The sequence below is a fragment of the Shimazuella kribbensis DSM 45090 genome, from assembly GCF_000428065.1.
GTDB classification, from domain to species: domain Bacteria; phylum Bacillota; class Bacilli; order Thermoactinomycetales; family Thermoactinomycetaceae; genus Shimazuella; species Shimazuella kribbensis.
In genome coordinates this window covers 106,635-133,015 of sequence record NZ_ATZF01000012.1, presented here as the reverse complement: position 1 = coordinate 133,015, position 26,381 = coordinate 106,635, and the positions used below count along the sequence as shown (strand labels likewise).

The window sequence follows — 26,381 nt, the reverse complement described above, 5'->3', positions numbered from 1 at the left end:
GAATGAAAGTAGAAAAAGAGGCAGATCCGATGAAGAAGAATAAAAAGACATCCATGTGGATAGAAAATCTACAATTTGATTGGTCTTCGTTTTCCGAAGAAGCGACGAGATGGACGATGTACAAAAATCAAGTTCTATTTGACCAAGAAGAGACAATGAACCAAATCTATGTGGTAAGGGAAGGGAGAATTCGCTTATCCATTACCAACAAACTAGGGGAAGAAAAAGCGATCATGATCGTAGGAGCAAATGGAATTGTGGGCGATTTGGGTTTATATGCGAGCCAAACCTATTTAACAAGTGCGATTGCAGCAAGCTCTTGTCACATATACAGCTTTCCCTCTGCTGTTTTTCGCCAACTGATAGAAAAACATCCGGAATTACTCCGTTTTTATTTGTTTAACTTAGATAAGAAATTTCAACTTTTAACTACCCAGATTGTGGAGCTCTCTTATCGAAGCGCCAGATCAAGGGTAATCCAATTATTGATCCAGTTAGCCGAAACATATGGGGTAGAAGAGAATGACCGGATTCGGATCACGATTCGTTTTACCCAACAAGAAATGGCGAATGTAGCTGGTACATCAAGAGTGACAGTCGCACAAATCTTCCAACTCCTACGTCTTGAGAAAGTGCTCACAAAAGAAAACGGTTACATTACTTTAGCCTCTGTGGCTGCCTTGGAACGCTTACGAGAGGGAGTTAAGTAACTACTTAAATTGTAGACATTTTGTGTCGGATGTGCTGTAAAGAACTTTACATTCTGGCTGTTATTATTTGCTATGGACAGATATTTTCTACACTTTATTTTTATTTAACTCATTTGCGCAAGAAGTCTCCTGCTTCTATAAGCGGTGAGATGAATTGCGAGTTTCAGACGAATTTTTTCCAAAAAATAGTTGATCGATCGTTTGTTCTGGTATACAATCCCTTCTAAGACATAAATAGAGGGGGGCGAAAACCATACTTCGTGCCAAAAAAGTGTACTTCACTACATCGAAATCCGATAGGGATCGTCTCTTTGCCTGTAACCGTGAATCTGCATTGGTTTGGAACCATTGTTTATCTCTTTCCAGACAACATTATGTAGACAATGGAAAGTGGATCACGAAGTCCGAATTACAAAAAGTGACCAAAGGGAAGTTTCATCTACATAGCCAATCGATTCAAGCAGTTTGTCACAAGTATCTATTTGCCAGAGACACTGCACACCAAGCCATCCAAAAAGGAAGGAAAACCGCACGTTATCCCTACCGAAACAAGAACCATTTCAATACCAAGTGGGCAAAAGATGGCTTCAAAATTCATGCAAATGAAAAAATAGAGCTATCGATGGGAATCCATGATGGAAAACGGGAGAAACCGATTGTGCTATATACTCGAAATTTTCCAAAAGGGATGATCAAAGAAATCGAACTTTGCTATGATTATGGGCTTTATCTATCGATTGCTTTTGAAGATGGAAAAGAGAATCAACCCTATCAGAAGAAACAATCTGTTGGAGTAGATCTTGGTGAAATCCATAGCCTTGCTGCTTTTGCAGAAACCGGAGAGGCCATCATCATTACCGGTCGGAAAGTGCGCTCGATTCATCGACTCCGAAATAAGAAGGTAGCAGAGATTCAGCGCCTTCAGTCCAAGTGTAAAAAAGGTTCTCGTCAGTGGAAAAAGTACCAGAAGGCCAAACGATATGTGCTTTCGAAATCCGAAAAACAACTACAAGATGCCCTCCATAAAACGACCAAACAGTTTGTCGATTGGTGTGTAAACCAAGCAGTATCGAATGTTCATATAGGGAATCCAGAAGGAGTACAAAGAAAGACGAGACAGAAGAAGAGAGCAACACGAAAACAAGCACAGCGTCTCTCCAATTGGTCCTTTGGAAAAGTAAAGAAGTACTTACTATACAAGTTAGCAATGAAGGGAATGAGGCTTCATCCAATCGATGAGTCGTATACGAGTCAGACATGTCCTGTCTGCAAGAAGAGAAAGAAGGTCTCTTCTAGAAACTATCGCTGTTCCTGTGGCTATCAAGAACATCGTGATACGCATGGAGCAAGAAATATTCTAGCTAAATCGCTCTATGGAGAGATCTATCATCTGGATGTGTCCACCAAGCAAACGTATCTACGGATCGCTTAAACGAAAAGTAGTAGATGGTCTGTTCCGACCCTGGTACATGTTGTACCTGTTGCTTACTTAGGAATCTCGATGCATTCCGATCACTTCGATCGAGTATAGAAGGAAAACCCTTAGATACGTGAAGTCATTTTGGTTCTGGTGGTAAGAAACTCCCGCTTCTTAGCGAAGCGTAAGCGGGAGAGGCTCATTCTTTTCTTTCTTGAGGGTTTATTTTTCTCCCGTATAGTGAACGTATCACAAGGAGAAAGGTGCTGTTGGTACGTTTGCGATTAGCCAAGGACAGTGGCAAGATGGTGTTACTTATCAAGCACAACCAGTTGGTACATGGGCAGTTGAAAAACAAATAGAAGTGAAGTAATCGGATAAAATAAGAAAGTGTAAATCCCCTATTCAATAGGGGATTTTTGCTCAAAAATAAGGCAGAGGAAATGACAATGACGATTCGTGTGAAATTATTATGGTCTTATACCATTATGCTAGTGATCACACTCACCATTCAACTAAGTATGATTTATCTCATTGCAGCTATCATCACAGATGACTGGTATATCTATAAAAATTTTTATAAGTATCATTTTGCAGTGAAACCTTTATCTCAAACAGAATATCGCATAGCCGAGGAATTGAAAAAAATAGCGACAGATCAACCAGAAGCGTTGACAAAAGCTACTGTGCAAAAAAAATGGGATAAACTCGTGGAAGCACAAGGATTGGGGTTGATCATTCGTAAAAAGCAAGATATTTTGTTTTCGTCTCACTCCTATCGCTGGTCGAATGAAACGATGGCTTTGCCCCCCTATGAACCTGCAAATCTCAATGTCCGCAATAGCTTGTTTGTAAATGGAAGACTGTTTTCCTATTTAAAATATGATTTTGTGTTTCCGGATCAAGAAGCAGGAAGTATCTATTTGTTAAAAGAGCGTAATCCGATTGCTGATATTATGACTACCTATGGTCCTGTCATTGCAGGGGCACTCTTTTTGCTCTTGGTATTGACAAATGTATTTTTTAATTACTTCTTATCCCGTAAAGTATTTGCACGTTTAAAAGGATTGGAACATTCTACAAGGAGAATACAAGCAGGGGATTTGGATACACCAGTAGAGAGTACAGAAGTAGATGAAATCGGTCAATTATGCCGTGCCTTTGAAGATATGCGAATACGATTAAAGGAGACAATCCAAATACGCCTGAGCTATGAACAAAGTCGAAAAGAATTGATCTCCCATATTTCGCATGATTTAAAAACTCCCATCACTTCGATTAAAGGATATATCGAGGGTTTGCAAGATGGAGTTGCCAATACACCAGAAAAGCAGGCAAAGTATTTAGCAACCATCAAACAAAAAGCAGAGGATTTAAATCAACGGATTGAGGATTTATTTTTGTTTTCTAAGCTGGATTTGGAACAGTATCCTTACCATTTTCAGTCTACTCTCCTCCCAAGTTACTTAAGAGCATGTTTTCAAGAAATGCAAATGGAGCTGCTTGCACAAAATGCAGAAGTGATTTGGGAAAGCGAGAGGGAAGTAGAGGTTTATGTAGATCGTGATCAAATGAAGCGGGTTATCCTCAATATTATCCAAAATAGTATCGCTTATCGTAAAGAAGAATCGTTAATTATTCATGTAGGTTATGATGTGAAAGAGGATGATGTACTTGTTCGTATCAGCGATAATGGCCAAGGGATATCGGAAAAAGACCTTCCCTTTGTCCTCGATCAATTTTACCGTGTAGAGCCAAGTAGAAATTCAAACAGTGGTGGTAGCGGGATTGGACTTGCGATCGCCAAGCAAATCGTTGAAGGGCACGATGGACAGATCAAGGTATACAGTCAATGGCAGCAAGGTACCATGATTTCCTTCACCCTTCCTCGTTACATGCCTAACCGTCACGATTTCCACTACCGAAAGGGAAGTTCAGATGGAAAAGATTTTGATCATTGAAGACGAACTCAGTATTGCCGAATTACAGCGAGATTACTTGGAGTTAAATGGATTTGAAGTAGTAATCGAAACAGATGGTTACAGAGGATTGCAAGTGGCTTTGCATGAAACTTTTGATCTGATGCTGCCACAAATGGACGGATTTGAGATATGTAGGCAAGTGAGGGAAGTGAAAGATATTTCGATTCTATTTGTAACCGCGAAAAGAGAAGAAATCGATAAAATCAGAGGCTTGGGTTTGGGGGCAGATGATTTTATTACCAAACCATTTAGTCCAAATGAATTGGTTGCCCGCGTAAGAGCACATCTGAGCCGCTATGCACGACTTTCGCATAAAGAGCAGCGTGACAAATCGATTACGATTCGAGAACTGACGATTAATCCTGTATCCCATCGTGTCAAGTTGGGTGGCAAAGAAGTGATTTTAACAAACAAAGAATTTGACCTGTTGTACTTTCTCGCCTCTCATCCCAATCAAGTATTTAATAAAGATCATTTGTTTGAAAAGATATGGGGCATGGATTCCAATGGAGATGTAGCGACGGTCGTGGTTCATATTCGGAAACTGAGAGAGAAAATACAATCTGCTACACCGTTTATTGAGACGATCTGGGGGGCTGGGTATCGTTTTAATTTGTGAGGAGGTGGAGAATAATTGGGGTGCCAGGAGCTCACTTGGGTGAGTCCTGGCATTTCGCCCCATCAGGGAAGACACTGCTTCACGAGTAGATGAACTCCTCGAGGTCTTCGATGGTGTAGCCGATGAACGCTCCGAGGTTTTCGATGCCATCGTAGTTGTTGAGGTACCGGTCGAGGTACCGGCGGTTGTTGTGCCGGTGACCTGCGATGATCTCCCTCAGCTTCGAGGGGACATGAGAGTGCTGCTTGTCGTCGGCGAGCAGGCTGAAGACGGGGTCGAGGATCTCCTCCGTTACGTCGTAACCTTCTTGGATTGCATCCTTCAGGCCGGCGCGGAGTGCTGCCTCGATCTCGGCGATCTCCCGATCGGCGATGGAATGGGAACCTTCGGACGTTGCAACGAGGATATTGGTCATGAGCGTTTCCTTCCACCCAATGGGTCGAGAACTACTTTTTATTATATAGCAAGTAAATTTCATTTGGGATCATTTTTTTGAAAATAAATTTAATTTAGAAGGAGAAAAATAGATGTATAAATGTATCGTTAATTTGAGAAAGCCATCTTAGTAGTTTTCCCAGATAAGCAATACATAATTGAAGATACCATCGCACAAGGAGAGTAAGTAATCACTAGAATGAATGTCAAAGGAACACATGAGGGTGTATTTTTTGGAAATGCTCCAACTGGGAAGACGATAGACATAGTCTTATTTCGTCAGTATCGGGTGATAGATGGAAAGATTGCCGAGCATCAGGGATGGATTGATATGGGAATAATGAACAAACAACTAGGTATATCTATATAAGAAAACTACTCGGTTAGGAGTAGTTTTTATAAAAAATCCGTTTTAAAAAATTGGAGTGACATAGAACCCACACTGCTCTTTCGCATAGATTATGTTTGGTTAACTGACTGTTTTCGCATTGATTTTGTTTTCTTTTATCCTGTTTTTTTTCTTTTTTTTCTTGTTTACAAACCATACTCCAACCAACATTATTACAATGGCGATCAGTTGTACTGAGGTCAGCGATTCTTGTAAGAATACCATGGAAATCCATAATCCATTTATGGGAACAAAATACATGAATGTTGATGCTTTGGATGCTCCTAGCTGCTTTACACCGGAATAATAAAACCAATTGGCAAGTGCGGTGCAGAAAAAACCAAGGTAAATTTGCAATAACCAAAAAGTACTCCCAAGTTGGCTCCATGAAACGTCAGCCAATTTGGGGAGAGAAATCACTCCAAGTATAATGGCGCCAACCAATGTTGCATAAGCAGTAACAGGGAGTGGCTTTAATACAGCTAACACTTTATTACCTAGTATCGTATAAACACCCCAACAACAAGCACAAGCCAGAAAAAATACGTTACCGAGTAGTCGATGAGAAGCGTTTCCGGTAGGATGATACATCCCGAAAAAATAAAAGGTAGCCCCCACTAAACAAATGACTAGTCCGATTATTTGACGGTTTGTTATTTTATTTTTTAGAAATATAATCGCTAAGATAGTAGTAACAACGGGACTTATGGTTGGAACAATACTACTTCCGTCCGATGCAAAAGAATACGAGACACCCCAAAAAAAGAATAAATTATATAGGGCAACACCTGTAACTCCTAATAAAACGATGGGAATCCAATATTTTTTTTCGATCGAACGGGCATCATTTCTTCCTGTTTTACGACTCATTAAAATAAGAAACATAAAAATTGCAGCAAATCCAAAACGCAGAAAAGCCCCTACCTCAGGTGGGACTTGTCCTACGACGAGTTTTGCTCCTGTAAAGGCACTTCCCCAGAATACCATTGTTACAAGTAACAACAGATAGTAAATGAAGTCATTATTGCTTGCTTTTTTCATCAAAGTAGTCCTTTCGTCCTGTTCTTCATAAGTATTTTAACGCTAATGTGAAATGATAATCTATGATTTTATAAGAAGTGAAGAAAAGTAAGATTTCTTTTACTCTTGATAAGTTTGATAGATATGACCCTTTAGCCTAGGATTATCAACAACAAGCCAAAAGAAAGAGGGAATTTACTTGATGATTATTGAGTACAAATAAATTAGTTCCATTGGTGCGAAAATGGTAGGTACCATAGTTCGAACGATCGAGGGATACCATGTACAGCATAAAAAACTACTCGATAAAGGAGTAGTTGAGATCAGAAATTTAACTGTGAACGGACTCGAGAGTATGGAACGGGTTTTGCAGCAGCATAGCCAAAAAGTAGTTCCAAGTTGGGTCCATGGAACATGAATAAATTTGGGAAGGGAAATTACCCCAGTATAATCGCTCTAACCAATGTCCAAGTTTGTATAATAGTTTCCACAACTTCAAATTGCCTAATATATCCTATATAATGAAAATAGAACACTATCGGTTCTGAGCATCTCTCATCGAAGGATGGAGTCGTCAAAAATGATCTGGGTTCGCGGACAGCACATCACCATCGACGAAGCACTGACCACCGCCGTGATGAAGGCACTCGGTGACCCCCGCCTCGACATCTGGATGTATGGCATCGAGACAGTTGAGCAGGCACTGAAGGACCTTGCCATCTGGGGAGTCGAGGGTGAGTTCACCTTCGATCATGACGACTGCGAGTACATCGTCATCGTCGATGGAGAGACGTTTTATGTCATGGGCCTCATCTACTCGGCCCAAGAGCGTCTCGCCAAGTACGAGGAGCGGGCAGAGCAGTACGAGCTGGAGTTGTGTGGCTGATCCACTTCTGAGCGGATCGTTCAGGACCAACTGTTGTTCAGCCGTGATGCACAGAGCATGGCGGCTGAACAACAATGGATTGAAAAATAGTTCGATTTCTCCATATAAATCAACAAGAATAGAGCAGAAACACGGTCAATGGATCGTGTTTCTGCTTGGAATCAAACATAAAATAAGATTGGCTCGTACAAGATGAAGCATCCCAAATTTCCTTCTTTTGTTTATGTAAAGTTACTTTTGAGACAAAGCTAGATTTTCATTATAAGCAATCACCCAATCAGCAGCTTTACTTACAGATTCGACAACTTGTTTTGCCTCTGCTTGGACAGATTGCTTGGCGACACTCATCGCAAAACTGTGAGGGGTTACTCGAAACATGGGAATATCGTTTTCAGAGTCACCGATACAAGCAACTTCGGATAGATCAAATCCAAGGTGATCTGCTAAATGGCGAATTCCATTTCCTTTGTTTATGCCATGTGGCATAACATCTAGACAGTGTGGTGCAGAAATAAACGCATCGATTTGCTCAGGGAATGTTTGGAGTAGCAATTGTTTCAGTTGTTGTAGTTCTGATGCTTCGCCAAGATAACAAAACTTGCTTGGTAAAACATCTTCGCCTAGACGATTTTCAATGATAGGATCATATTCGAGATTAATCGCTACTTGTTGTGATTTTCTTTCAATGAAAGGGTTTTTCTCCGAAATATACATGGTACGTGCAGTTCCGATAAAACAATACATACCAGCTTTTTTACCCACTTGATAGATTTGTTTTGCAAGATCTGCTTCAAAATAACCGTCATAAATTCGTTTTTGTGAATTTAAATATATAAATGCACCATTTTGACAGACACGATGAAAATCACCTGGTACATTTTTAATGACTTGATCAATTTCTACTTCATTACGACCAGAGGCTACTGTTACTTGAATGCCTGCTTGTTGTAGTCTTTCTAAAGCGTCCAAATTATGTTGATCAATTTGTTTTTCATGATTCAATAGTGTATCGTCGAGATCAGTAGCAAACAGACGGATCATATTCAATCTCCTTTCAAGTGCTGAGGTAATTATTTTGTTTTTGAATAATTTGCGATATATTTATTTGCTTCCCTATGCTATTTTAGAATAAGTTAGGAATTCTTGCAAAAGGGGTATATTTACAAATGGAAATCATTGGATGGGCACTCCTTACTCTTGTTGGGCTGGGTTTGTTATGTATGGTATTTTTTTTGTTTATTCAAAGACGGTTCAATGGAAAAGTCCCCTATCAGCAACCCAAACAATTTTTGCAGCCAAATCAATGGAGTTCAGATAAAGTGACAGTAGGTTGGGTCGGTCATTCTACTATTTTGATTAACTTATTTGGTTATCGGATTTTGACAGATCCGGTATTTGGAAAAAAAGCAGGTGTTTCTCTTGGGTTTACACAAGTAGGTATCCCTCGTCATATGGCCCCTGCCCTAAAGCTAGAAGATATCGGTCCAGTAGACTTGATTTTATTGTCTCATGGTCATATGGATCATTTCGATACGCCTTCTTTAAAAAAACTTGCTAATGCAAATACCAAAGTCATTACTGCGACAGGAACATCCGGTTTGTTAAAACGTTTGCCTTTTGGAGAAATTTTTGAGCTTGGAGGAAGAGATTCCTTAACAATAGATGAAGATGTTACGATACAAGCTGTACCTGTAAAACATTGGGGTAATCGTTTCCCGTGGAATCATAGCTACGGCTATACAGGATACTTGATTGAACGTAACAATACACGTATTTTCTTCCCAGGAGATACGGCTTATACACCAGATTTCAGGTGGCTTCGAGAAGTAGGGGAGATAGATATCGCATTTATGCCCATCGGAGCGTATTCACCAGATGCATTTCAACGGCATCACTGTACACCTGAACAGGCTTGGAAAATGTTTTTGGACACAGGGGCAAAACAGTTGATACCCATTCATTGGAATACTTTTGTTTTGTCACAAGAACCAGTAGAAGAGCCTTTGGAGCGATTATTAGAGGCAGCGGGAGAAGAAAAAGATCGGATTGTTTTAACCGAACAAGGGCAAATTTTTACGTTACAAAGCAATCCGATTTTGGCCTCTAGTTAAAAAGGGGTTTAACGCGGCACCCGGACACATCACTGTGCCCGGGTGTTTTTTATCCTCTAGCAGAGGATGGGTTGTTCCTTACCCGATGAGTTTCCAGTCGTACACTTCGCGGAGCGCCACGATGAATTCCCTTCGAGCGGTAGTGAGGTCACCGTTACCGGGACCATCGTATCCGTCGTATGCACGGATTGCAGTAACCACCGACTCGGGCAACACGTTGCTCTTGTGAAGCACGAGGGATACCCAGATCAGCCGAAACAGGTCGAGCTGGTGAATTTCCTGCTCGGTCTGTTCGTACTGAACATAGAAGAACTCTTCTGAGCAGCTCTTGAACGCGATGACGACTGCGGGACGGAGTTCGACCTGGCCCCTGTCGGGGTTGTCTCTGGCCGTCTCGATCACGGTGTTGAGTAGGGTTTCTACTACCTCCGATTTTGTCCTCATGTGAACCCCATTGTTCGAGTTGTGGACTTATTACCATTCTAAACAAAGTAGGAATAAAAAGAAATGCGTGAAAATTAGAAAACAAAGTGGGGGGATGAATGAAGGGAAGGAGCGATGAATGGTATAAAACACGCCGCCCCTCCTGAGCTGGTGCTCAGAAGGGGCGGTTCGCGTCTTACTTGGCCGTCTTGCGCCAGAAGAAGGCGTACTGGCTGACAAGCTTCCTGTTGATCAGCGCGGTCAGACCGATGATCCAGCCGATCAGGCCTGCGAGCAGGTACTGGTCGACCTTGTCATGTCCCTCTCGTGCAGTGATGCCCATGCCCATGGCAATTCCGATTGCGGTGCACATGACGATGACCCATGCAGGAACCCCCAATCGCCTATTGATTCGGCAGTAGAGGAAAATCATCAAGGCTACCGGCAGAATCAGTGAGAACATGTTCCCTCCATAGGGATCTAGAAGCCTAACCTAGTTACTTTCATTATATGACAAGCGATAGAGAAAATAAATGTATCAAGATCAAGAGAAGAATCATGAATTTGAGATTACAAAACTATAAATTGAAGTATTGCTTATGCTATACTGGAGGCAATGTTTACATATTGGGGTGAACGGAAATGAGTATAAACCGCGCGCAAGTGGAGCATGTGGCGAAACTTGCTCGATTGTCGTTGTCAGAAGAAGAAAAAACACAGTTTACTAGCCAACTGAATGATATTCTCCAATTTGCGGAGAAATTAAATGAGTTAGATACAGATCATGTAGAACCTACTAGTCATGTCTATCCTGTTACCAATGTGATGCGTGAAGACACGATCAAACCGTCATTGGATAGAGAAAAAGTATTACTGAATGCACCAGATCAAAAAGATGGCTCATTCCGCGTTCCTGCGGTGTTTGAAGAATAGGGGGAAAAGCTTTGTCCATACGTGAAATACATCGTCAATTAGCAAAAAAAGAACGAAGCGTTACAGAAATAGTAGAAGAATCCTTACATAGAATCAAAGAAGTACAACCTCAAATCGGCTCTTTTCTAGCTATTAATGAAGAAGGAGCAATCGAAAAAGCAAAAGAACTAGAGCAAAAGCTGTCTACGACTTCTGAGCGCGGCATCCTTGCAGCTATTCCTACTGGTGTAAAGGATAACTTAGTGACCGAAGGATTGACGACTACGTGTGCAAGTCAATTGCTTGCGAACTATCAACCTATTTACAATGCAACAGTAGTCAATAAATTGCTCGCATCTGATGCAATCATCATGGGGAAAACGAACATGGATGAATTTGCGATGGGCTCATCCAATGAAAACTCCAGTTTTCATCCTGTGAAGAATCCTTGGGATGTAAATCGCGTTCCTGGTGGTTCTAGTGGTGGTTCGGCGGCAGCAGTTGCTACAGGTGCAGTCACCTTTGCTCTTGGATCGGATACAGGCGGTTCAATCCGCCAACCAGCGGCTTTTTGTGGAGTTGTTGGGTTAAAGCCTACCTATGGTCGTGTATCTCGTTTTGGTTTGGTGGCATTTGCCTCTTCCTTGGATCAAGTTGGCCCGATAACTCAAAATGTCGAAGATGCCGCATCTGTATTACAAGCGATTTCAGGTCATGACGAATTGGACTCCACTTCGGTGAACAAAGAAGTACCTGATTACCTTTCTGCTCTAACAGGGGAGATCAAAGGGTTGAAAGTTGCTGTTCCGAGAGAAATGTTAGGCGAAGGAACAGATCCTCTAGTGAAAGCACAAATTGAAAAAGCAGTAAAACAATTGGAAGCACTAGGTGCACATATATCCGAAGTGTCCCTTCCTAACTTGGAGTATGCGGTAGCAACCTACTATATTCTTGCACCAGCAGAAGCTTCTTCCAACTTGGCTCGCTTTGATGGTATTCGCTATGGGGTTCGCCAAGGGAAAAATCTGCTTGATATTTATGAACAAAGCCGAAGCAACGGTTTTGGGCCAGAGGTCAAACGCCGAATCATGCTAGGGACATATGCACTCAGTTCTGGATATTACGATGCCTATTACATAAAAGCACAAAAAGCGCGTACATTGATCAAGCAAGATTTTGATAATATTTTCGCTGAGCACGATGTGATCGTTGGCCCTACTGCACCAACGACTGCTTATCGAATTGGCGAAAAAATTTCTGATCCTTTGACAATGTATTTGGACGATATATGTACGATTCCAATGAACTTAGCAGGATTACCTGCTATTAGCGTTCCTGCTGGATTGGCACAAGGTCTCCCAGTTGGACTTCAAATTATTGGTAAAGCCTTTGCAGAAGAGACTGTCCTACGTGTTGCTCATGCATTTGAACAAACAGCAGGTCGTCTTCAACTGCCTGCATTAGGGGGAGTGAAAGCATGAGCAAATATGAAACAGTTATTGGATTAGAAGTACACGTCGAGTTGGCAACAAACACCAAAATTTTTTGTGGTTGCTCTACTTCCTTTGGTGCACCACCAAATACCCAAACGTGTCCTATCTGTTTAGGCCATCCCGGTGTTCTGCCTGTTCTAAACAAACAAGCAGTTAATTTTGCAATGAAAGCTGCTATGGCACTGAATTGCCAAGTTGCAGAGGATACGAAATTTGATCGGAAAAATTATTTTTACCCTGATTCTCCTAAAGCTTATCAGATTTCCCAATTTGATAAACCGATCGGTGAGCATGGTTGGATTGATATTGAGGTAGATGGAGAAACCAAACGAATTGGGATCACACGTTTACACTTAGAAGAGGACGCTGGTAAATTAACACACGATGGAGATGCTTCTCTCGTTGATTTTAACCGGGTTGGCGTTCCGTTGATCGAAATCGTATCAGAACCAGATTTGCGTTCTCCGAAAGAAGCGAAAGCATACTTGGAGAAAATCAAATCCATCATTCAATATACAGGTGTATCCGATGTAAAGATGGAAGAAGGTTCTTTGCGTTGTGATGCAAATATTAGTTTAAGGCTTGTGGGTGCAGAACAATTTGGAACCAAAACGGAGTTGAAAAACTTAAATTCTTTCCGAAATGTAGAGCGAGCGCTCGAGTTCGAAGAAGTACGCCAAGCAGAGGTTTTAGACGATGGGGATAAAGTGATTCAGCAAACCCTTCGTTGGTCAGAAGAATTAAATACCATTAAAATCATGCGTTCCAAAGAAGAAGCACATGATTATCGTTATTTTCCAGAACCAGATCTTGTTCGGTTGCAAATTGATGAAGCTTGGAAACAAGAAATCCAAGCTGGGCTTCCCGAGTTGCCAGATAAACGAGTTGCTCGTTATAAGTCAGAGTTCGGTTTATCATCCTACGATGCAGGTGTGCTGACTTCTAGCCGTATGCTCGCTGATTTCTTTGAGGATACTGTTTCAAAAGGAGCAGATCCAAAACTTACCTCTAACTGGTTACTCTCTGAAGTACTTGGTTATTTAAATAGTGAAGGACTAGAATTAAAAGATACACCTCTTACTTCTAGCCACCTTGCAGAAATGATCACTTTGATTCAAAAAGGAACCATCAGTAGTAAAATAGCAAAAGATGTGTTAAAAGAAATGTTGGCTACTGGACATAAACCTTCTGCCATTGTAGAAGAAAAAGGTTGGGTGCAAATTAGCGACGAAGGTGCTCTAAAAACGGCCGTTGCAGATGTTCTATCTGCAAATCCAGCTATTGTAGAAGAGCTTAAAGGCGGGCGTGACAAAGTTCTAGGGTTTTTAGTAGGGCAAGTGATGAAAGCAACCAAAGGGAAAGCAAACCCACAGTTGGTCAATCAGTTGATACGTGAACAAGTTGGTTCTTAATATATTTGCCTGGTAAGGACTTGTCCTTCTTCGGAATGATAGGGAAAGGCTCGTCCTCAATGGGGCGAGTTTTTTTCAGATAAGAAAGTATAACGTTTATCTGAGGTGCAAAACGAAACTAGGAGAGTAGCAACGTAGCGAGACTTGTCCCTATTCTGAGATGCATAAGTGCAACTATGCCTCTAGCGGCGGCCCTATAGGGCTTGCCAATCGGCAAGTTTTCTTTACTTGTCTCCTATTCTTTATAATGGATGTATACATACGTAATGGAAGAAAAGAGATGGAACAGGAAATTTAGGTTTCCATGTTGGGGAGACTGGGGAGAAGATCGTACTTGGTATATTTTCTGTTTATTTTTATAGGAGTTGTTTATCTATCTGCTAATTCGATAATTTCTGTTCTATTTTTTATCATGTCGCTCTATCATTTGTTTAGTTGGATGGAACGACGAAAACAAGCCTTTTCGCGCAGAATGTACTTACTTTTATTTCTGGTGCTGATGGGTAATGCTATTTTTGCTTTTACCATGCTCGGAATAGTGTATATTACAATCGGAGTTTTAAGTTTAATCTATGCCTTGTCCACTTGGCTATCTTACCAACAACGGAAAATTGATGAAAGGGAGGACAAAGAAGAATGAAAAAGCAAGGGGTTTTGGTCATTGCTCATGGCTCGAGCAACGAAAATTGGGTTCGTGAAGTAGATGAATGTATTCAGCGTGTAAATTTACCTGTTCCTGTAGTAACTAGTTTTTTGGAAATGGTAGAAGATCGAACGATTGCAAATGGCATACATCAATTGGAACAAATGGGTGTAACGAATATTACAGCTCTCCCTCTCTTTGTGTCTTCTGGAAGCACACATATCGAAGAAATACGGTATTTGTTGGGATTACAGGCAAATTCTCGATTGGAAATGGATGAAGAGCCAATTGCCCATACAGCTTCTATAAAGCTACTAGCTCCTATGAATGATCATCCTTTTATTTTAGATATTTTGGCCGAACGAGCTACTGCATTGTCAACAGATATAGCTAATGAAAGAATTTTACTTGTAGGACATGGTAGCAATCTTCCTTGGTTCCAAGTTGAATGGGAAAAAGTGGCAAATGGTATCGCTACTCAGTTGCAAGCGAAACTAAATGCTAAATCTATCTCTTATGCTTTTACGCTGCCAGATAATTTGCGAACTCGGTTAGAAGAAGAAAGTAGCAAAGATCCAGTTCTCCTCCTGCCTTTGTTTTTAAGCGAAGGATATTTTACAAAAAAGAAAATTCCCGGACGCGTGGAAGGCTTATCCTATCGTTATGACGGAAAAGCGTATTTGCCACATGAAAATGTAGGAAGATGGATTGAAACTGTATCTCGTGAAAATTTATCCATATAGGAGTTGCGAAAGATGAGGCAAAAGCCCCCTGTCCAGAAAGGACAAATAATTGAATGTACCGTCCATGGATTTGGTCATAGTGGGACAGGAGTAGGCAGATATGAAGGATTTGCTGTATTTATTGGAGGAGCCCTACCTGGAGAACAAGTAAAAATACGCATTACAAAAGTAAAAAAAACATTTGCAGAAGGGGAACTGTTGGAGGTACTAACTGCTCATGCCGAGCGCATCGAACCAATTTGTCCTCATTTTGACAGTTGTGGTGGTTGTCAGTTGCAGCACATATCCTATACAGAAGAATTGAAATTGAAATACCAACAAGTAGTAGATCAGTTAGAACGGATTGGTTTACTTACTGATGTTACCATTCACCCTATGAAAGGAATGGAACATCCTTGGAGTTATCGCAATAAGGTCCAGATTCCCTTTGCAACAGTTGAAGGTAAAGTAGTCGCAGGTTTTTATCAACTTGGTACACACCAAGTAGTAGATATGGAGACTTGTTTCATTCAGAACGAACTACAGACAGAACTGACCCGTAAAGTGAAAGAGATAGTGGAACGTTTACATATCTCCATCTATGATGAAACAACACACAAAGGTATTTTACGTCACATCCTTATTCGTCAAGGAGTACATACAAATGAGTTGATGGTTGTACTAGTGACCAATGGAGAAAAACTCCCGTCAGCTCAAGAGCTGGTCAAAGAACTGCGGCAAACTTTCCCCATTATTACCTCGGTTCAACAAAATATAAATACTGCCCGAACAAATGTTATTTTAGGGAAGGAAAATCGGTTACTTTGGGGAATGCCCGTTATTTATGACACCATTGGAGGTATTCGTTTTGCTATTTCTCCGCATTCTTTTTTCCAAGTGAATCCAATCCAAACAGAAGTACTATATGAACAAGCAAAAGCTTATGCGAATCTTACAGGCCGAGAAACAGTGATTGATGCTTATTGCGGCATTGGCTCGATCTCCCTCTATCTCGCAAATCAAGCAAAAAAAGTATATGGCATGGAGATTGTCCCCTCCGCGATTGAAGATGCCAAACAAAATGCGACATTGAATAAGATTAAAAATGCTCAGTTTGAATTAGGGAAAGCAGAAGAAATTCTGCCACGGTGGCAAAAAGAAGGATTGTTTGCAGATGTGATTGTTGTAGATCCCCCAAGAAAGGGGTGTGAAGAGCCTTTTCTTGAAGCAGCATCACAAATGAAACCGGAAAGAATTGTTTACATCTCTTGTAATCCAGCTACGTTTGCTAGAGACGCAAAATATTTAAGTGAACATGGCTATCATCTGCAAGAAGTACAACCTGTAGATATGTTTCCGCAAACGAGCCATGTGGAATTGGTAGGACTGTTCACTTTGCAAGTATGAAGTAGTAAACAAATACAAGTCCGATTACGATAACAACCAAATAAATGATACTAAGCAAGCCCAACATTTTTTTTCTACTTTGATCATAATGTTGATTGTGTTGCTTGTTTTGTTTTCTTCCCAATTGAAAAGTAGCTAGAAAAGCAAAGATACAAATGACAACAATGAAAATGAATCCATAAGTAAATATGATTAGAACCCCCTTTAATAGGTTGTTGGGTGCTTCCAATTAGAAGCCTTTACAAGTATATCATTATCATGACCAATCCAAAGTATTTGGTCAAAGTTGAACTTTTTTGTTAAAAGATAGATGTTTTGTAAATAAAAGAGGCTTCTTGAAAGAAGCCTCTTTTGTATTATTTCTCTTCCCAAACTTGAACTTCTAGCATTTTTTCCCCTTGTTTCATGCTAAGTACATGTTCGATACCTGAAGTTACTTTTCCAAATACTGTATGTACACCATCTAGATGAGCTTGGTCTTCATGTACGACAAAGAACTGAGAAGAACCTGAGTCTTTGCCTGCATGAGCCATAGAGAGTGCTCCTGGAACGTGTTTATGAGGATTTCCTTCTGTTTCGCATGCGATGGTATATCCTGCTCCTCCATATCCAGTTCCTTGTGGGCATCCTCCTTGGCTTACAAAACCAGGGATGACGCGATGGAAGTTTAGTCCGTTATAAAATCCGTCATCAGCCAATTTTTTGAAATTCGCTACTGTATTAGGTGCTACTTCTGGAAAAAATTCCAATTGGAGTTCTTTTCCATCTTCAAGAGTGATTTTTCCTTTGACTGCCATTTCATACCCTCCTTACGTAATCATCGTCTATTGTAACATTATTTGTAGATAGTTTCATAGGTACAACAGAATAGGCGATGAAATCGTCTTTAACATGCGTGTCGGCCAGAAGCAAAAGCTTCTGGCCGACGAGGAAAGCATTTATTTTCTGCTTTCTTGTTTTGCGCAATTAGTGGATGAGAAGCGCTTGACGGGCTAGCTGCTCCATTTCCGCTTTGAACTGTTGGAGCATGATTCTGTGTTCTTCTGTGTCTTCCCGGATTCGGTGAGGAACGGTAATTCCCTTTGTACGAACCGAAATTCGCGTACCGATTTCTTCCGATGAGAACTTACGAGGGAGATGACCTTTCCACACAAAGTAGAGGCGGGCGTGGGAAAGCTCGATCATGTAACTCAGCCGCTCCTTCAGGGAGTAGCGAGTCTTCATCCTCGAAATGTAGACGATAGGGATACCAACCTTCCTGTACGTAAACATCCATTCTTTGTTTTTCGGAAGTTTACGTGTAAGGAAGTACCTCACCAAGTCTTTTTTCTGTTCTCTGCGGTAGTTGTCACAGTAACTCCGGGAGTAGATCCGATCAATCACCTGATCAAGGTGAGAGATTTTTTCTACGAGTTCATTATGGTGTTGCTGATTGTCCATGGTTCCATTTCTTTTTCGGAGGAACTGTGTTATAAGAACAGTATACTGCTTTACCGTAAAAAAATGAAGTTATCCAAGTGAATTACTATGTTTTGTTTTTGTAAAGGGATTTTTCAAATCGTGCGATTGATGCAAAAATCTGATAATATTTGTGGAAAGGTTTTATTTGCATTCATCGAATAAATGCAATCAAACATAGAGCGGAAGCGGAGGACCTTTATGCAGCTTGATAAATTAAGTAAAAGAGAAGTGGAACAATTGTTCCAAGCTATTCTAAATTTAAAATCGATGGAAGAGTGTTATGTATTTTTTGAAGATTTGTGCACGGTTGGGGAGGTAAAATCCCTTTCCCAGAGGCTAGAAGTTGCAAAAATGTTGCGAAACGGCAGTACATATACGCAAATTGAAAAAGAAACAGGAGCAAGTACAGCGACTATTTCCAGAGTGAAAAGGTGCCTAGCATATGGAATGGATGGTTACCATTTAGCATTGGATCGCCTAGAAGGTAAACAATAAAAAGAAGCGACTTCATAGTCGCTTCTTTTTTAGTGGAGAGATGGAGATTTTCGTTATTGGATTGTCTATGCTAGGGGTTTTATTCGTGCAATGTTATAATGATGGCGGAGGTTTTTGTAATGTTACGTGAAAAAATAGAAGAGTTCAGACATGTATTTAAATTAGACCCCGCAAAAAACATTTCTGATGAAGCACTAGAGGCCTTGTCCACATCTGGTACGGATGCAATTATAATTGGTGGAACAGATGATGTAACCTTTGCAAATACTGCCAATCTTCTGTACCGTTTACGGAATTGTTTGGTACCTTGTTTTCAAGAAATATCCACACCTACCTCGCTTGTGCCAGGTTTTTCTGCTTATCTTACTCCTACTGTCTTGAATACAGAGGATGCTAGATGGATTCTTGGCATGCATCACCAAACCATTAAAAGGTTCGGTTCCTTTATACCATGGGACAAGGTGTTGCTAGAAGCATATGTGGTATTAAATCCAAATGCAAAAGTAGCAAAAAGGACAAATGCAAACACAAATCTTCAAATCGAAGATGTAATCGCATATGCACAGATGGCAGAATGGTTGCAAATTCCCATTTTTTATGTAGAATATAGCGGAACGTATGGTCGAGTAGATATGGTAAAGGAAGTATCATCGAAGTTAAAGCAGACTCGCCTATTTTATGGTGGAGGAATTAGAGGCCAATCGCAGGCAGAAGAGATGGCTAAATGGGCAGATACGGTAATAGTGGGAAATCTCATCTATGATGATTGGATAAAAGCAATACATACAGTGAAATGGGTTAAATCGATAAAACGAGGGGAGAAGAAGTAAGTGCAATCAACAATGATATCTTTAGAAGGCTTGAATGATGTACAGAGACAAGCTGTACTTACAACAGACGGACCAGTACAAATCATCGCAGGTGCTGGCAGTGGAAAAACACGAGTACTAACACATCGTGTGGCTTATTTATTGGGGGAGAAACGGATTCATCCATGGAATATTTTGGCTATTACTTTTACCAATAAAGCAGCGAAAGAAATGAAAGAACGTATTTCTGCATTGATCGGCTCGATGGCTCAAGACATTTGGGTGTCTACTTTTCACTCCATGTGTGTGAGGATATTAAGGAGAAACATTGATCGTCTCGGATATACTAGCAGCTTTACCATTCTTGATACAGCAGATCAACTTTCTGTAATTAAGCAGATTTTAAAAGAAGAAAACATGGATCCAAAGAAATTTGAACCTCGTAATTTACTTTTCCAAATCAGTCAAGCAAAAAACCAATTGATCGATGTTCCAACATTTCGCGCGAGTGCTTCTGGTTTTATGGAACAGATTGCAGCACAAGTATACGATCGATATCAACAAAAATTACGTACAAATGAATCACTTGATTTTGATGATTTGCTCATGATCACAGTGAAATTGTTTCAGGAAGTACCAGATGTGTTGGATTATTATCAAAAGAAATTTCAATATATTCATGTGGATGAGTATCAAGATACCAACCATGCTCAATACATGTTGATGAAACTACTTGCAGAAGGACATAAAAATATTTGTGTTGTAGGAGATTCGGACCAATCCATTTATCGTTTTCGTGGGGCTGATATCCAAAATATATTGCGTTTTGAACAAGACTATCCAAATGCCAAAGTCATCAAATTGGAACAAAACTATCGTTCTACCAAACATATTTTAGAAGTTGCAAATCAGATCATTGCCAACAATACAGAACGTAGACCAAAAAATTTGTGGACGGATAAATCGGAAGGCGAGAAAGCCTCTCTCTTTGTTGCGGAAAATGAGCAAGAAGAAGCTTATTTTATAGTGGATACGATTGCAAGGCTGAGTAGAGAAGGCAAAGCATATCAAGATTTTGCGATTTTGTATCGTACTAATGCACAATCTCGTGTGTTAGAGGAATTTTTACTGAAAGCGAATGTTCCTTACCAAGTAGTTGGAGGGATCAAATTTTATGAGCGTAAAGAGATCAAGGATATTTTGGCATATCTCCGAGTTGTCGTAAATCCACATGATGATATTAGCTTAGAGCGGATCGTTAATGTTCCAAGACGGGGAATTGGTGCTACGACAATGGATAAAATTCGTGCTCACGCCACAAATGAAGATGTCTCCCTCTTTTCGGCGATACTAGAAGTAGACTATATCCCTCTTTCCAAACGAATCAAGGATGCGCTTACAGGATTTGTCCAAACGATTCAAGCGTTTCATGGTATGGCCGAGTATCTATCAGCAGTAGAAATGACAGAAGAAATCTTATCTCGTACCCAATATCGGGAAGAATACAAAAAGGATAAATCCATCGAAGCACAAGCAAGATTGGAAAATATTGATGAGTTTCTTTCGGTTGCCAAAGAATTTGAAAATAGAAGCGAAGATAAGAGTATCCTCTCCTTACTCACGGAGCTTGCATTGGTAGCGGAAGTAGACAATGAACCAGAAGAAACAGATACAGTCTCCCTGATGACGGTACACAGTGCGAAAGGTTTGGAGTTCCCTCATGTATTTATTGTTGGAATGGAAGAAAATATTTTTCCACATAGCCGTTCTTTGGAAGACGAGGTAGAGATGGAAGAAGAACGCAGGTTAGCCTATGTTGCAGTAACCCGTGCGGAAGAAATGTTATACCTTTCACGGGCGAGGACTCGTACTTTGTATGGTTTTACCAGCATGAACACTTCTTCTCGTTTTTTAGCAGAGATCTCTCCTCAACTCTTGCAAGAAGTAGGAAAAACAAACCCACGTGTGGAAAAGAGAGTCGTAAATCGTCCAAGTCCTCGTCCTGTTGGTACATGGAATGTAGGAGATCAGGTGAACCATAAAAAGTGGGGTATAGGTACAGTAGTAAAAGTAGATGGAGAGGAATTAAATATTGCCTTCCCTGCTCCTGTAGGCGTAAAGAAATTACTTGCACAGTTTGCCCCAATCGAAAAAGTGTAGGAGGGTACATATGCAATTTGCTGATGCCAAAGAACGTGTAGAGTCCTTGCATCAACAACTGTTTGAGCATAATAGAAGATACCATGTGTTAGATGATCCGATTATTACCGATGCAGAGTACGATCAGTTGATGCGAGAATTGATTCAATTGGAAACAGAATTTCCGGAATTACAGACAGCAGATTCTCCAACACAACGAGTAGGGGCCGCGCCTCTTCCTTTTTTTGAAAAAGTAGAACATACGAGCCAGATGTTATCTTTGAGTAATGCTTTTAATAAGGAAGATTTGATAGAGTTTGATCAGCGAATAAAGAAAGCGATGGGTTTGGATCAAATTACTTATGTTTGTGAGTTGAAAATCGATGGATTAGCAGTGTCCATTCGATTTGAAGATGGAGTATACACACTTGGAGCAACTAGAGGAGACGGTCAAGTCGGGGAAAATATTACACAAAATGTAAAGACGATTCGATCCCTACCCTTAAAACTGGCTGATCCTATTAGTTTAGAAGTAAGAGGAGAAGCTTATCTTCCCAAAAAAGAATTTGAGCGCATCAATCAAAAGCGCGCTGAAGTGGGAGAATCGTTGTTTGCAAACCCTCGTAATGCAGCAGCCGGGTCACTTCGACAGTTAGATCCAAAACTAGCGGCAGAACGTGCTCTGGATTTGTTTATTTATGGGATGGACGGAGAATCTTCTGATGGATTTACCACTCACCAAGAAACATTTCGAGCCATTTCTAAATTGGGATTGAAAGTAAATGCAGAGTGGAAAGTGGCAAATAGTATTGATGAAGTGTGGAGTTATATTGAACACTGGCAATTAGAACGTAGTAATCTGGGATATGAGATAGATGGAATTGTCGTGAAAGTAGATGATTATGCAATACGCGCAGAGTTAGGTTTTACTGCGAAAAGTCCACGATGGGCTATTGCTTATAAATTTCCTGCGGAAGAAGCAATTTCCATCTTAGAAGATATTGAACTGCGTGTTGGTCGTACTGGGGTTATTACACCAACTGCGATTTTAAAGCCTGTCGTTTTAGCAGGTACCACAGTAAAAAGGGCTTCTCTTCACAATGAAGATATCATTCGTGAAAAAGGTCTTTTGCTAGGCGATCATGTAGTGGTTAAAAAGGCAGGAGATATTATTCCTGAAGTGGTGAAAGTAATTACAACAGAACGTACTGGAGAAGAAGTTGCTTTCCACATGCCAACGCACTGTCCAGAATGCCAAAGCGAGCTGGTACGATTGGAGGGAGAAGTTGCCCTACGATGTATCAATCCAGCGTGTGCTGCTCAAATCAAAGAAGGTATCATTCATTTTGTATCTCGTGGTGCGATGAATATGGAGCGTTTAGGAGAGAAAGTAGTTATTCAACTTTATGAATATAAGCTAATCTCTTCTATAGCAGATCTCTATTATTTAAAGGAAGAAGCTCTGTTATCCCTTCCTCGAATGGGTGCGAAATCAGTAGGGAATATCTTGAACTCCATTGAAAAAAGCAAGAATAATTCACTCGAACGTTTGCTTTTTGGTTTAGGTATCCGTTTTGTTGGTTCCAAAGGTGCAAAAATGATTGCCCAACATTTTGAAACGATGGATGCAATTGTACAAGCAACGGAAGAAGATTTATTAACCATTGAAGAAGTTGGACCAAAAATGGCTGGAAGTATTGTGACCTATTTCGAAAAACCAGAGGTCAAAGCATTGTTAGACAGACTTAAACAAGCCAATGTGAACATGACTTACAAAGGATCTAAGATCGTTCGTGTAAGTGAATCGGAGCATTCATTTGCTGGAAAAGTTTTTGTGATAACAGGAACGCTGGAAAGTATGACAAGACAGGAAGCAGCAGAAAAGTTAGAACAATTAGGTGCTCAGGTGACCAATAGTGTGAGCAAAAAAACAGATTTTTTGTTAGCGGGAGAGAAAGCAGGTTCTAAGTTAACAAAAGCTCAAACTTTAGGAGTATCCATTTTAGATGAGGAAGCATTTTTGGCAGAAATCCAGTAATCATCGTTTGTTTCATAAAATATGCTACTGAAAAGTATGCTTTCTTCATATCATTCATTTACAATTGACCCCTTTACCATGTATACTGATAAAGATGATTGTATATCTCAATTTTGATCTTTGGTGTTTATTTATGAAGAGAATTGTGGCTGCTGCCACCAATTCTCTTTTTTGTATAGAAAAAGGATTTAGAAGGGCCTATATGGAATGGGATTAACTGGTGGATTGGTTGTGTTTGGAAAGGTAGGAAAGACAAGGTGAAACGTATCATCCTTTTGGTTCTCACTCTGCTTACATTAGTAGGATGTAACAACAAGTTACCTGATCTTAGCACGATGGAACAACAGTTTTACACAGGATTAGAAAAAAAACAGGTGTCCATTACTTCTTTTGGAAAGCAATTAGGTGGACAAATCATTTCCCCTAAGTTCGATGGGGCCGGTGTCGATCAAACTTTGCAAGTAGAAGGTGTCGTTAAACAATACCAACAACTGACACAACCCTATATGTGGATTCAAGTTACATATGATGGGAAGCAAGAAAACGGTATACCAAAAACATTTGAATACTACACAGCCATAAAGGATGGAAAATTTTCAGAATCAATAAAATTATTTTCTGGTGTAGGGGATTATATTGTCAAAATTTATGTTTCAGGAACGCAAGAAAATCGGTCTTTCTACCTGTTTTCTAAATTTGATGTCCATCATTCCAGCCCAGATTTACAAGCAGATGTAACCTATACGCTACTGGCAAAACAACAAGGTTTACAGATTGCTAACCCATCCAAAGGATATCAATCGGCTAACGGATCCATTTCTTTGCGTGGTAGTGTAGATGAAAGCTTAGCGAAGAAGAAAGTTTTGATTCAAGTTCAAAAAGGAAGTCAGAAATGGCAAAGAGTCATTTCTATTTCCAAAAAAGCTACATTCCAAGAGACAGTACCATTGTTGTATGGGGAAGGGATACACCAAGTTGAAGTACTCTTACCTGATGAAAACAGAGACAACTATTTTTTAAGCGGTGCGAAATTTTATGTTGAAAATAAAACAAGAGATAGCCGCTCTCCGATTCAATACTCTGTTATGTATGAGCAACGCGGTATCCATCTTACCACCCCTATTGCAGGTGGTGGGCAAGCAGAATATTTTTATCCGGTAAAGGGTTATATTGATCCTGCTGCGGAACATGCGAAAAAAACAACTCATCTGATTGTTCAAACGAAAAAAGATGGTTTGTTAGCTACCTATTTTGTTCCCATTAAAGATTTTGCTTTCCAGAGCAAGATTCCGCTTCGTTTTGGTTCGGGTGATTATGATGTCATTGTATTTGTACCTGAAATAACATCCCAGCAAAGAGATTATTTTCGGTTTTTCATGGTAGCCAAATTTCAGGTATCCAGTTATGCCAAAGAGGATAAAAGAGATTTGTTGCCAAGTAGAGGGATTGACCCAGAAAATCCGGATATCATTCGTTTGGCAAAAGAGATTACAGCGGGTGCAAACTCTGATTATCAACGGACAAAAATGATTTATCGTTACATCGCAAAAAACATGAACTATGATGTGAATAAATTTGAACAGAATAGTTTTTCTTGGGACGACAGTGATGTGAAATCTTTAAAACTAAGGCGGGGCGTATGTCAAGATTATGTGTTTTTAACATTATCTATGCTTCGTTCCCTAGATATTCCTGCTCGATTTGTGGAAGGTGTTGCCAATAATCAAAACCATGCTTGGGTAGAGGTAAAAGTAAATGGAGACTGGCTTGTTATGGATCCTACATGGGGTTCTGGTTATATTGAGCCTGATCAAGGATTTATCAAACACTACGATGGTGAATTTTTTGACATGTCCAGCAAAAAGTTAACCAAAACACATAAAAGAACAGGCACTGTATATTAGGAAAACATCCATAATGGATGTTTTTTTATTATTTTCTTTGTGAATATAGTATAATGATTTCATGGAATAATTAAAATTCATATTTTGTAAATAAAAGGAGGGGTATATTTGTTTTTCCTAACTATTATTACCTTTTTTATTTTGTCGATCAGTGGACTACAATTAGTCGCAGGAGGCTATGTAGTAGCTGGTGTTCCTGCACTAATAATTTCAGGTATTGTTCCTGTTTTTTCCTCCTTTTGGAGTAAAAGACGTCAAAGAAGACAGCAACAGCATAATGGAAATAAAAAGAAGAGTAAATGGGATATTTGTGATTGTATGGATGTAGCTGATTGCGGGTGTGATTGTGATTGATTTTAACCAAGTTACTCTATCAAATTCCATGTCATCGCAGAGCTGATCGATCGCTTTTCTTTCATGGAAAACAATTTCCGCTCTGTGCAAGGTGTACAGCAATATACGCCGCATATCTTATTTTACCTATTTTTGCTTTTATTCCTAAAACGATATACTTTTTGATATTAGGTATTCTGTTTCAAGTGCCCATGTTTATCGATGGATATACGCAATTGAGGCAATGGCGTGAAAGCAATAATTATCTTCGTGTGATTACTGGTTTTATCAGTGGGATTGGACAATGTTTATTTATATGGTATTGGACCGATTTTCTTACTACTTACTTGAAATGGTAAACAAACATTTTAACGTGCAACAAAGATGATTACTATTTTAAAGGGGGATTTTCCTTGATCGGTACTATTGTAGGATGTTTGGTTGTTGTGATTGTCATTTTACTTGTACTTGTAGTCGTTGGATTGAGCATTGCATCTTACTTTTTTGATGACGCTATGCAGTGGTTGACAAATCCATATATACCAGACTGGGTACAAGATGTGTTACAATGGGTATTATTATTTAGCTAAAAAAGAGCCAATTCATTTGGCTCTTTTTTTAT

At 40.0% G+C, this 26,381-nt stretch carries 30 protein-coding genes; 22 read left to right on the top strand and 8 right to left on the bottom strand.

What is annotated here, in order from left to right:
- The first annotated feature begins 29 nt into the window (after nucleotides 1-29).
- The 4 genes from A3GQ_RS25780 (at nucleotide 30) to A3GQ_RS0115785 (ending at nucleotide 4,728) form a co-directional block, all read left to right on the top strand.
- Nucleotides 30-710: a Crp/Fnr family transcriptional regulator gene (locus tag A3GQ_RS25780; RefSeq protein WP_051271905.1), complete on the top strand. Its 681-nt coding sequence runs from the start codon at nucleotides 30-32 to the stop codon at nucleotides 708-710.
- Nucleotides 711-981: 271 nt separating this feature from the next.
- Nucleotides 982-2,142 carry an RNA-guided endonuclease InsQ/TnpB family protein gene (locus A3GQ_RS0115795; RefSeq protein ID WP_037465197.1) on the top strand — a complete coding sequence of 387 codons (1,161 nt, stop codon included), beginning with the start codon at nucleotides 982-984 and terminating at the stop codon, nucleotides 2,140-2,142.
- Between the two features lie 434 nt (nucleotides 2,143-2,576).
- Complete coding sequence (locus tag A3GQ_RS24620; protein ID WP_169818301.1) at nucleotides 2,577-4,088, top strand: sensor histidine kinase; 1,512 nt, start codon at nucleotides 2,577-2,579, stop codon at nucleotides 4,086-4,088.
- Nucleotides 4,066-4,728, top strand: a complete 663-nt coding sequence (locus A3GQ_RS0115785; RefSeq protein ID WP_028777882.1) for a response regulator transcription factor — start codon at nucleotides 4,066-4,068, stop codon at nucleotides 4,726-4,728. The genes A3GQ_RS24620 and A3GQ_RS0115785 overlap by 23 nt, the downstream gene beginning before the upstream one ends.
- 79 nt (nucleotides 4,729-4,807) lie before the next feature.
- Here the strand turns inward: A3GQ_RS0115785 and A3GQ_RS0115780 are convergent, their stop codons facing one another.
- Nucleotides 4,808-5,143 carry a hypothetical protein gene (locus A3GQ_RS0115780; RefSeq protein ID WP_028777881.1) on the bottom strand — a complete coding sequence of 112 codons (336 nt, stop codon included), beginning with the start codon at nucleotides 5,141-5,143 and terminating at the stop codon, nucleotides 4,808-4,810.
- A gap of 219 nt (nucleotides 5,144-5,362) precedes the next feature.
- Between A3GQ_RS0115780 and A3GQ_RS26345 the strand changes: the two genes are divergently transcribed.
- Nucleotides 5,363-5,533 carry an ester cyclase gene (locus tag A3GQ_RS26345; protein WP_083964265.1) on the top strand — a complete coding sequence of 57 codons (171 nt, stop codon included), beginning with the start codon at nucleotides 5,363-5,365 and terminating at the stop codon, nucleotides 5,531-5,533.
- Nucleotides 5,534-5,632: 99 nt separating this feature from the next.
- On the opposite strand, the gene A3GQ_RS24610 is transcribed toward A3GQ_RS26345, so the two are convergent.
- Nucleotides 5,633-6,592, bottom strand: a complete 960-nt coding sequence (locus A3GQ_RS24610; protein WP_051271899.1) for a DMT family transporter — start codon at nucleotides 6,590-6,592, stop codon at nucleotides 5,633-5,635.
- A gap of 223 nt (nucleotides 6,593-6,815) precedes the next feature.
- On the opposite strand from A3GQ_RS24610, the gene A3GQ_RS27225 reads away from it, so the two are divergent.
- Both A3GQ_RS27225 and A3GQ_RS0115760 read left to right on the top strand, forming a co-directional pair.
- Nucleotides 6,816-6,989: a hypothetical protein gene (locus tag A3GQ_RS27225; RefSeq protein ID WP_156877764.1), complete on the top strand. Its 174-nt coding sequence runs from the start codon at nucleotides 6,816-6,818 to the stop codon at nucleotides 6,987-6,989.
- Nucleotides 6,990-7,151: 162 nt separating this feature from the next.
- Nucleotides 7,152-7,457: a hypothetical protein gene (locus tag A3GQ_RS0115760; RefSeq protein ID WP_028777880.1), complete on the top strand. Its 306-nt coding sequence runs from the start codon at nucleotides 7,152-7,154 to the stop codon at nucleotides 7,455-7,457.
- 231 nt (nucleotides 7,458-7,688) lie between these two features.
- Here A3GQ_RS0115760 and A3GQ_RS0115755 read toward each other — a convergent pair whose 3' ends face one another.
- Nucleotides 7,689-8,498: a Cof-type HAD-IIB family hydrolase gene (locus A3GQ_RS0115755; RefSeq protein WP_028777879.1), complete on the bottom strand. Its 810-nt coding sequence runs from the start codon at nucleotides 8,496-8,498 to the stop codon at nucleotides 7,689-7,691.
- Nucleotides 8,499-8,623: 125 nt separating this feature from the next.
- On the opposite strand from A3GQ_RS0115755, the gene A3GQ_RS0115750 reads away from it, so the two are divergent.
- Nucleotides 8,624-9,568, top strand: coding sequence for an MBL fold metallo-hydrolase (locus A3GQ_RS0115750; RefSeq protein WP_037465194.1), 945 nt, complete (start codon nucleotides 8,624-8,626; stop codon nucleotides 9,566-9,568).
- Between the two features lie 78 nt (nucleotides 9,569-9,646).
- Here A3GQ_RS0115750 and A3GQ_RS0115745 read toward each other — a convergent pair whose 3' ends face one another.
- Together A3GQ_RS0115745 and A3GQ_RS0115740 are read right to left on the bottom strand one after the other, a co-directional pair.
- Complete coding sequence (locus tag A3GQ_RS0115745; protein ID WP_028777877.1) at nucleotides 9,647-10,012, bottom strand: hypothetical protein; 366 nt, start codon at nucleotides 10,010-10,012, stop codon at nucleotides 9,647-9,649.
- Between the two features lie 175 nt (nucleotides 10,013-10,187).
- Nucleotides 10,188-10,454 carry a hypothetical protein gene (locus A3GQ_RS0115740; RefSeq protein WP_028777876.1) on the bottom strand — a complete coding sequence of 89 codons (267 nt, stop codon included), beginning with the start codon at nucleotides 10,452-10,454 and terminating at the stop codon, nucleotides 10,188-10,190.
- Between the two features lie 179 nt (nucleotides 10,455-10,633).
- Between A3GQ_RS0115740 and gatC the strand changes: the two genes are divergently transcribed.
- The 6 genes from gatC (at nucleotide 10,634) to rlmD (ending at nucleotide 16,580) form a co-directional block, all read left to right on the top strand.
- Complete coding sequence (gene gatC, locus A3GQ_RS0115735; protein ID WP_028777875.1) at nucleotides 10,634-10,924, top strand: Asp-tRNA(Asn)/Glu-tRNA(Gln) amidotransferase subunit GatC; 291 nt, start codon at nucleotides 10,634-10,636, stop codon at nucleotides 10,922-10,924.
- An 11-nt stretch (nucleotides 10,925-10,935) separates the two neighbouring features.
- On the top strand, nucleotides 10,936-12,384 hold the full coding sequence (gene gatA, locus A3GQ_RS0115730; RefSeq protein ID WP_245596799.1) for an Asp-tRNA(Asn)/Glu-tRNA(Gln) amidotransferase subunit GatA: 1,449 nt from the start codon (nucleotides 10,936-10,938) through the stop codon (nucleotides 12,382-12,384).
- Nucleotides 12,381-13,808 carry an Asp-tRNA(Asn)/Glu-tRNA(Gln) amidotransferase subunit GatB gene (gene gatB, locus A3GQ_RS0115725; RefSeq protein ID WP_028777873.1) on the top strand — a complete coding sequence of 476 codons (1,428 nt, stop codon included), beginning with the start codon at nucleotides 12,381-12,383 and terminating at the stop codon, nucleotides 13,806-13,808. Before gatA ends, gatB begins: the two co-directional genes overlap by 4 nt.
- A gap of 334 nt (nucleotides 13,809-14,142) precedes the next feature.
- A complete protein-coding gene (locus A3GQ_RS0115720; protein WP_028777872.1) occupies nucleotides 14,143-14,448 on the top strand; it encodes a hypothetical protein in 306 nt (101 codons plus the stop codon).
- The gene (locus A3GQ_RS0115715; RefSeq protein WP_028777871.1) at nucleotides 14,445-15,194 is read left to right on the top strand and encodes a sirohydrochlorin chelatase; all 750 of its coding nucleotides are present in this window, start codon (nucleotides 14,445-14,447) and stop codon (nucleotides 15,192-15,194) included. Before A3GQ_RS0115720 ends, A3GQ_RS0115715 begins: the two co-directional genes overlap by 4 nt.
- A gap of 12 nt (nucleotides 15,195-15,206) precedes the next feature.
- Entirely contained in the window at nucleotides 15,207-16,580 is a 1,374-nt protein-coding gene (rlmD, locus tag A3GQ_RS0115710; RefSeq protein ID WP_028777870.1) for a 23S rRNA (uracil(1939)-C(5))-methyltransferase RlmD, read from the top strand.
- Here rlmD and A3GQ_RS0115705 read toward each other — a convergent pair.
- From A3GQ_RS0115705 to A3GQ_RS27220, 3 genes are all read right to left on the bottom strand, one after another.
- Nucleotides 16,564-16,809, bottom strand: a complete 246-nt coding sequence (locus A3GQ_RS0115705) for a hypothetical protein (protein ID WP_028777869.1) — start codon at nucleotides 16,807-16,809, stop codon at nucleotides 16,564-16,566. The two genes, rlmD and A3GQ_RS0115705, sit on opposite strands and share 17 nt — an antisense overlap.
- 127 nt (nucleotides 16,810-16,936) lie before the next feature.
- Complete coding sequence (locus A3GQ_RS0115700) at nucleotides 16,937-17,377, bottom strand: peptidylprolyl isomerase (protein ID WP_028777868.1); 441 nt, start codon at nucleotides 17,375-17,377, stop codon at nucleotides 16,937-16,939.
- Nucleotides 17,378-17,546: 169 nt separating this feature from the next.
- The gene (locus tag A3GQ_RS27220) at nucleotides 17,547-18,020 is read right to left on the bottom strand and encodes a hypothetical protein (protein ID WP_156877763.1); all 474 of its coding nucleotides are present in this window, start codon (nucleotides 18,018-18,020) and stop codon (nucleotides 17,547-17,549) included.
- A gap of 219 nt (nucleotides 18,021-18,239) precedes the next feature.
- Here A3GQ_RS27220 and A3GQ_RS0115690 point away from each other — a divergent pair, with 219 nt between their 5' ends.
- The 8 genes from A3GQ_RS0115690 (at nucleotide 18,240) to A3GQ_RS27215 (ending at nucleotide 26,349) form a co-directional block, all read left to right on the top strand.
- Entirely contained in the window at nucleotides 18,240-18,536 is a 297-nt protein-coding gene (locus A3GQ_RS0115690; RefSeq protein ID WP_028777866.1) for a YerC/YecD family TrpR-related protein, read from the top strand.
- A 119-nt stretch (nucleotides 18,537-18,655) separates the two neighbouring features.
- Nucleotides 18,656-19,366: a heptaprenylglyceryl phosphate synthase gene (pcrB, locus tag A3GQ_RS0115685; protein ID WP_028777865.1), complete on the top strand. Its 711-nt coding sequence runs from the start codon at nucleotides 18,656-18,658 to the stop codon at nucleotides 19,364-19,366.
- 12 nt (nucleotides 19,367-19,378) lie between these two features.
- Entirely contained in the window at nucleotides 19,379-21,505 is a 2,127-nt protein-coding gene (gene pcrA / locus A3GQ_RS0115680; protein WP_037465239.1) for a DNA helicase PcrA, read from the top strand.
- Between the two features lie 10 nt (nucleotides 21,506-21,515).
- Nucleotides 21,516-23,522, top strand: a complete 2,007-nt coding sequence (ligA, locus tag A3GQ_RS24600; RefSeq protein ID WP_037465189.1) for an NAD-dependent DNA ligase LigA — start codon at nucleotides 21,516-21,518, stop codon at nucleotides 23,520-23,522.
- Between the two features lie 257 nt (nucleotides 23,523-23,779).
- Complete coding sequence (locus A3GQ_RS24595) at nucleotides 23,780-25,426, top strand: transglutaminase-like domain-containing protein (RefSeq protein WP_051271896.1); 1,647 nt, start codon at nucleotides 23,780-23,782, stop codon at nucleotides 25,424-25,426.
- A 108-nt stretch (nucleotides 25,427-25,534) separates the two neighbouring features.
- Complete coding sequence (locus A3GQ_RS0115660) at nucleotides 25,535-25,780, top strand: hypothetical protein (protein WP_028777863.1); 246 nt, start codon at nucleotides 25,535-25,537, stop codon at nucleotides 25,778-25,780.
- A complete protein-coding gene (locus A3GQ_RS24590; protein WP_051271893.1) occupies nucleotides 25,777-26,118 on the top strand; it encodes a DUF2085 domain-containing protein in 342 nt (113 codons plus the stop codon). Before A3GQ_RS0115660 ends, A3GQ_RS24590 begins: the two co-directional genes overlap by 4 nt.
- Before the next feature lie 54 nt (nucleotides 26,119-26,172).
- Nucleotides 26,173-26,349, top strand: coding sequence for a hypothetical protein (locus A3GQ_RS27215; protein ID WP_156877762.1), 177 nt, complete (start codon nucleotides 26,173-26,175; stop codon nucleotides 26,347-26,349).
- Nucleotides 26,350-26,381 lie beyond the last annotated feature (32 nt).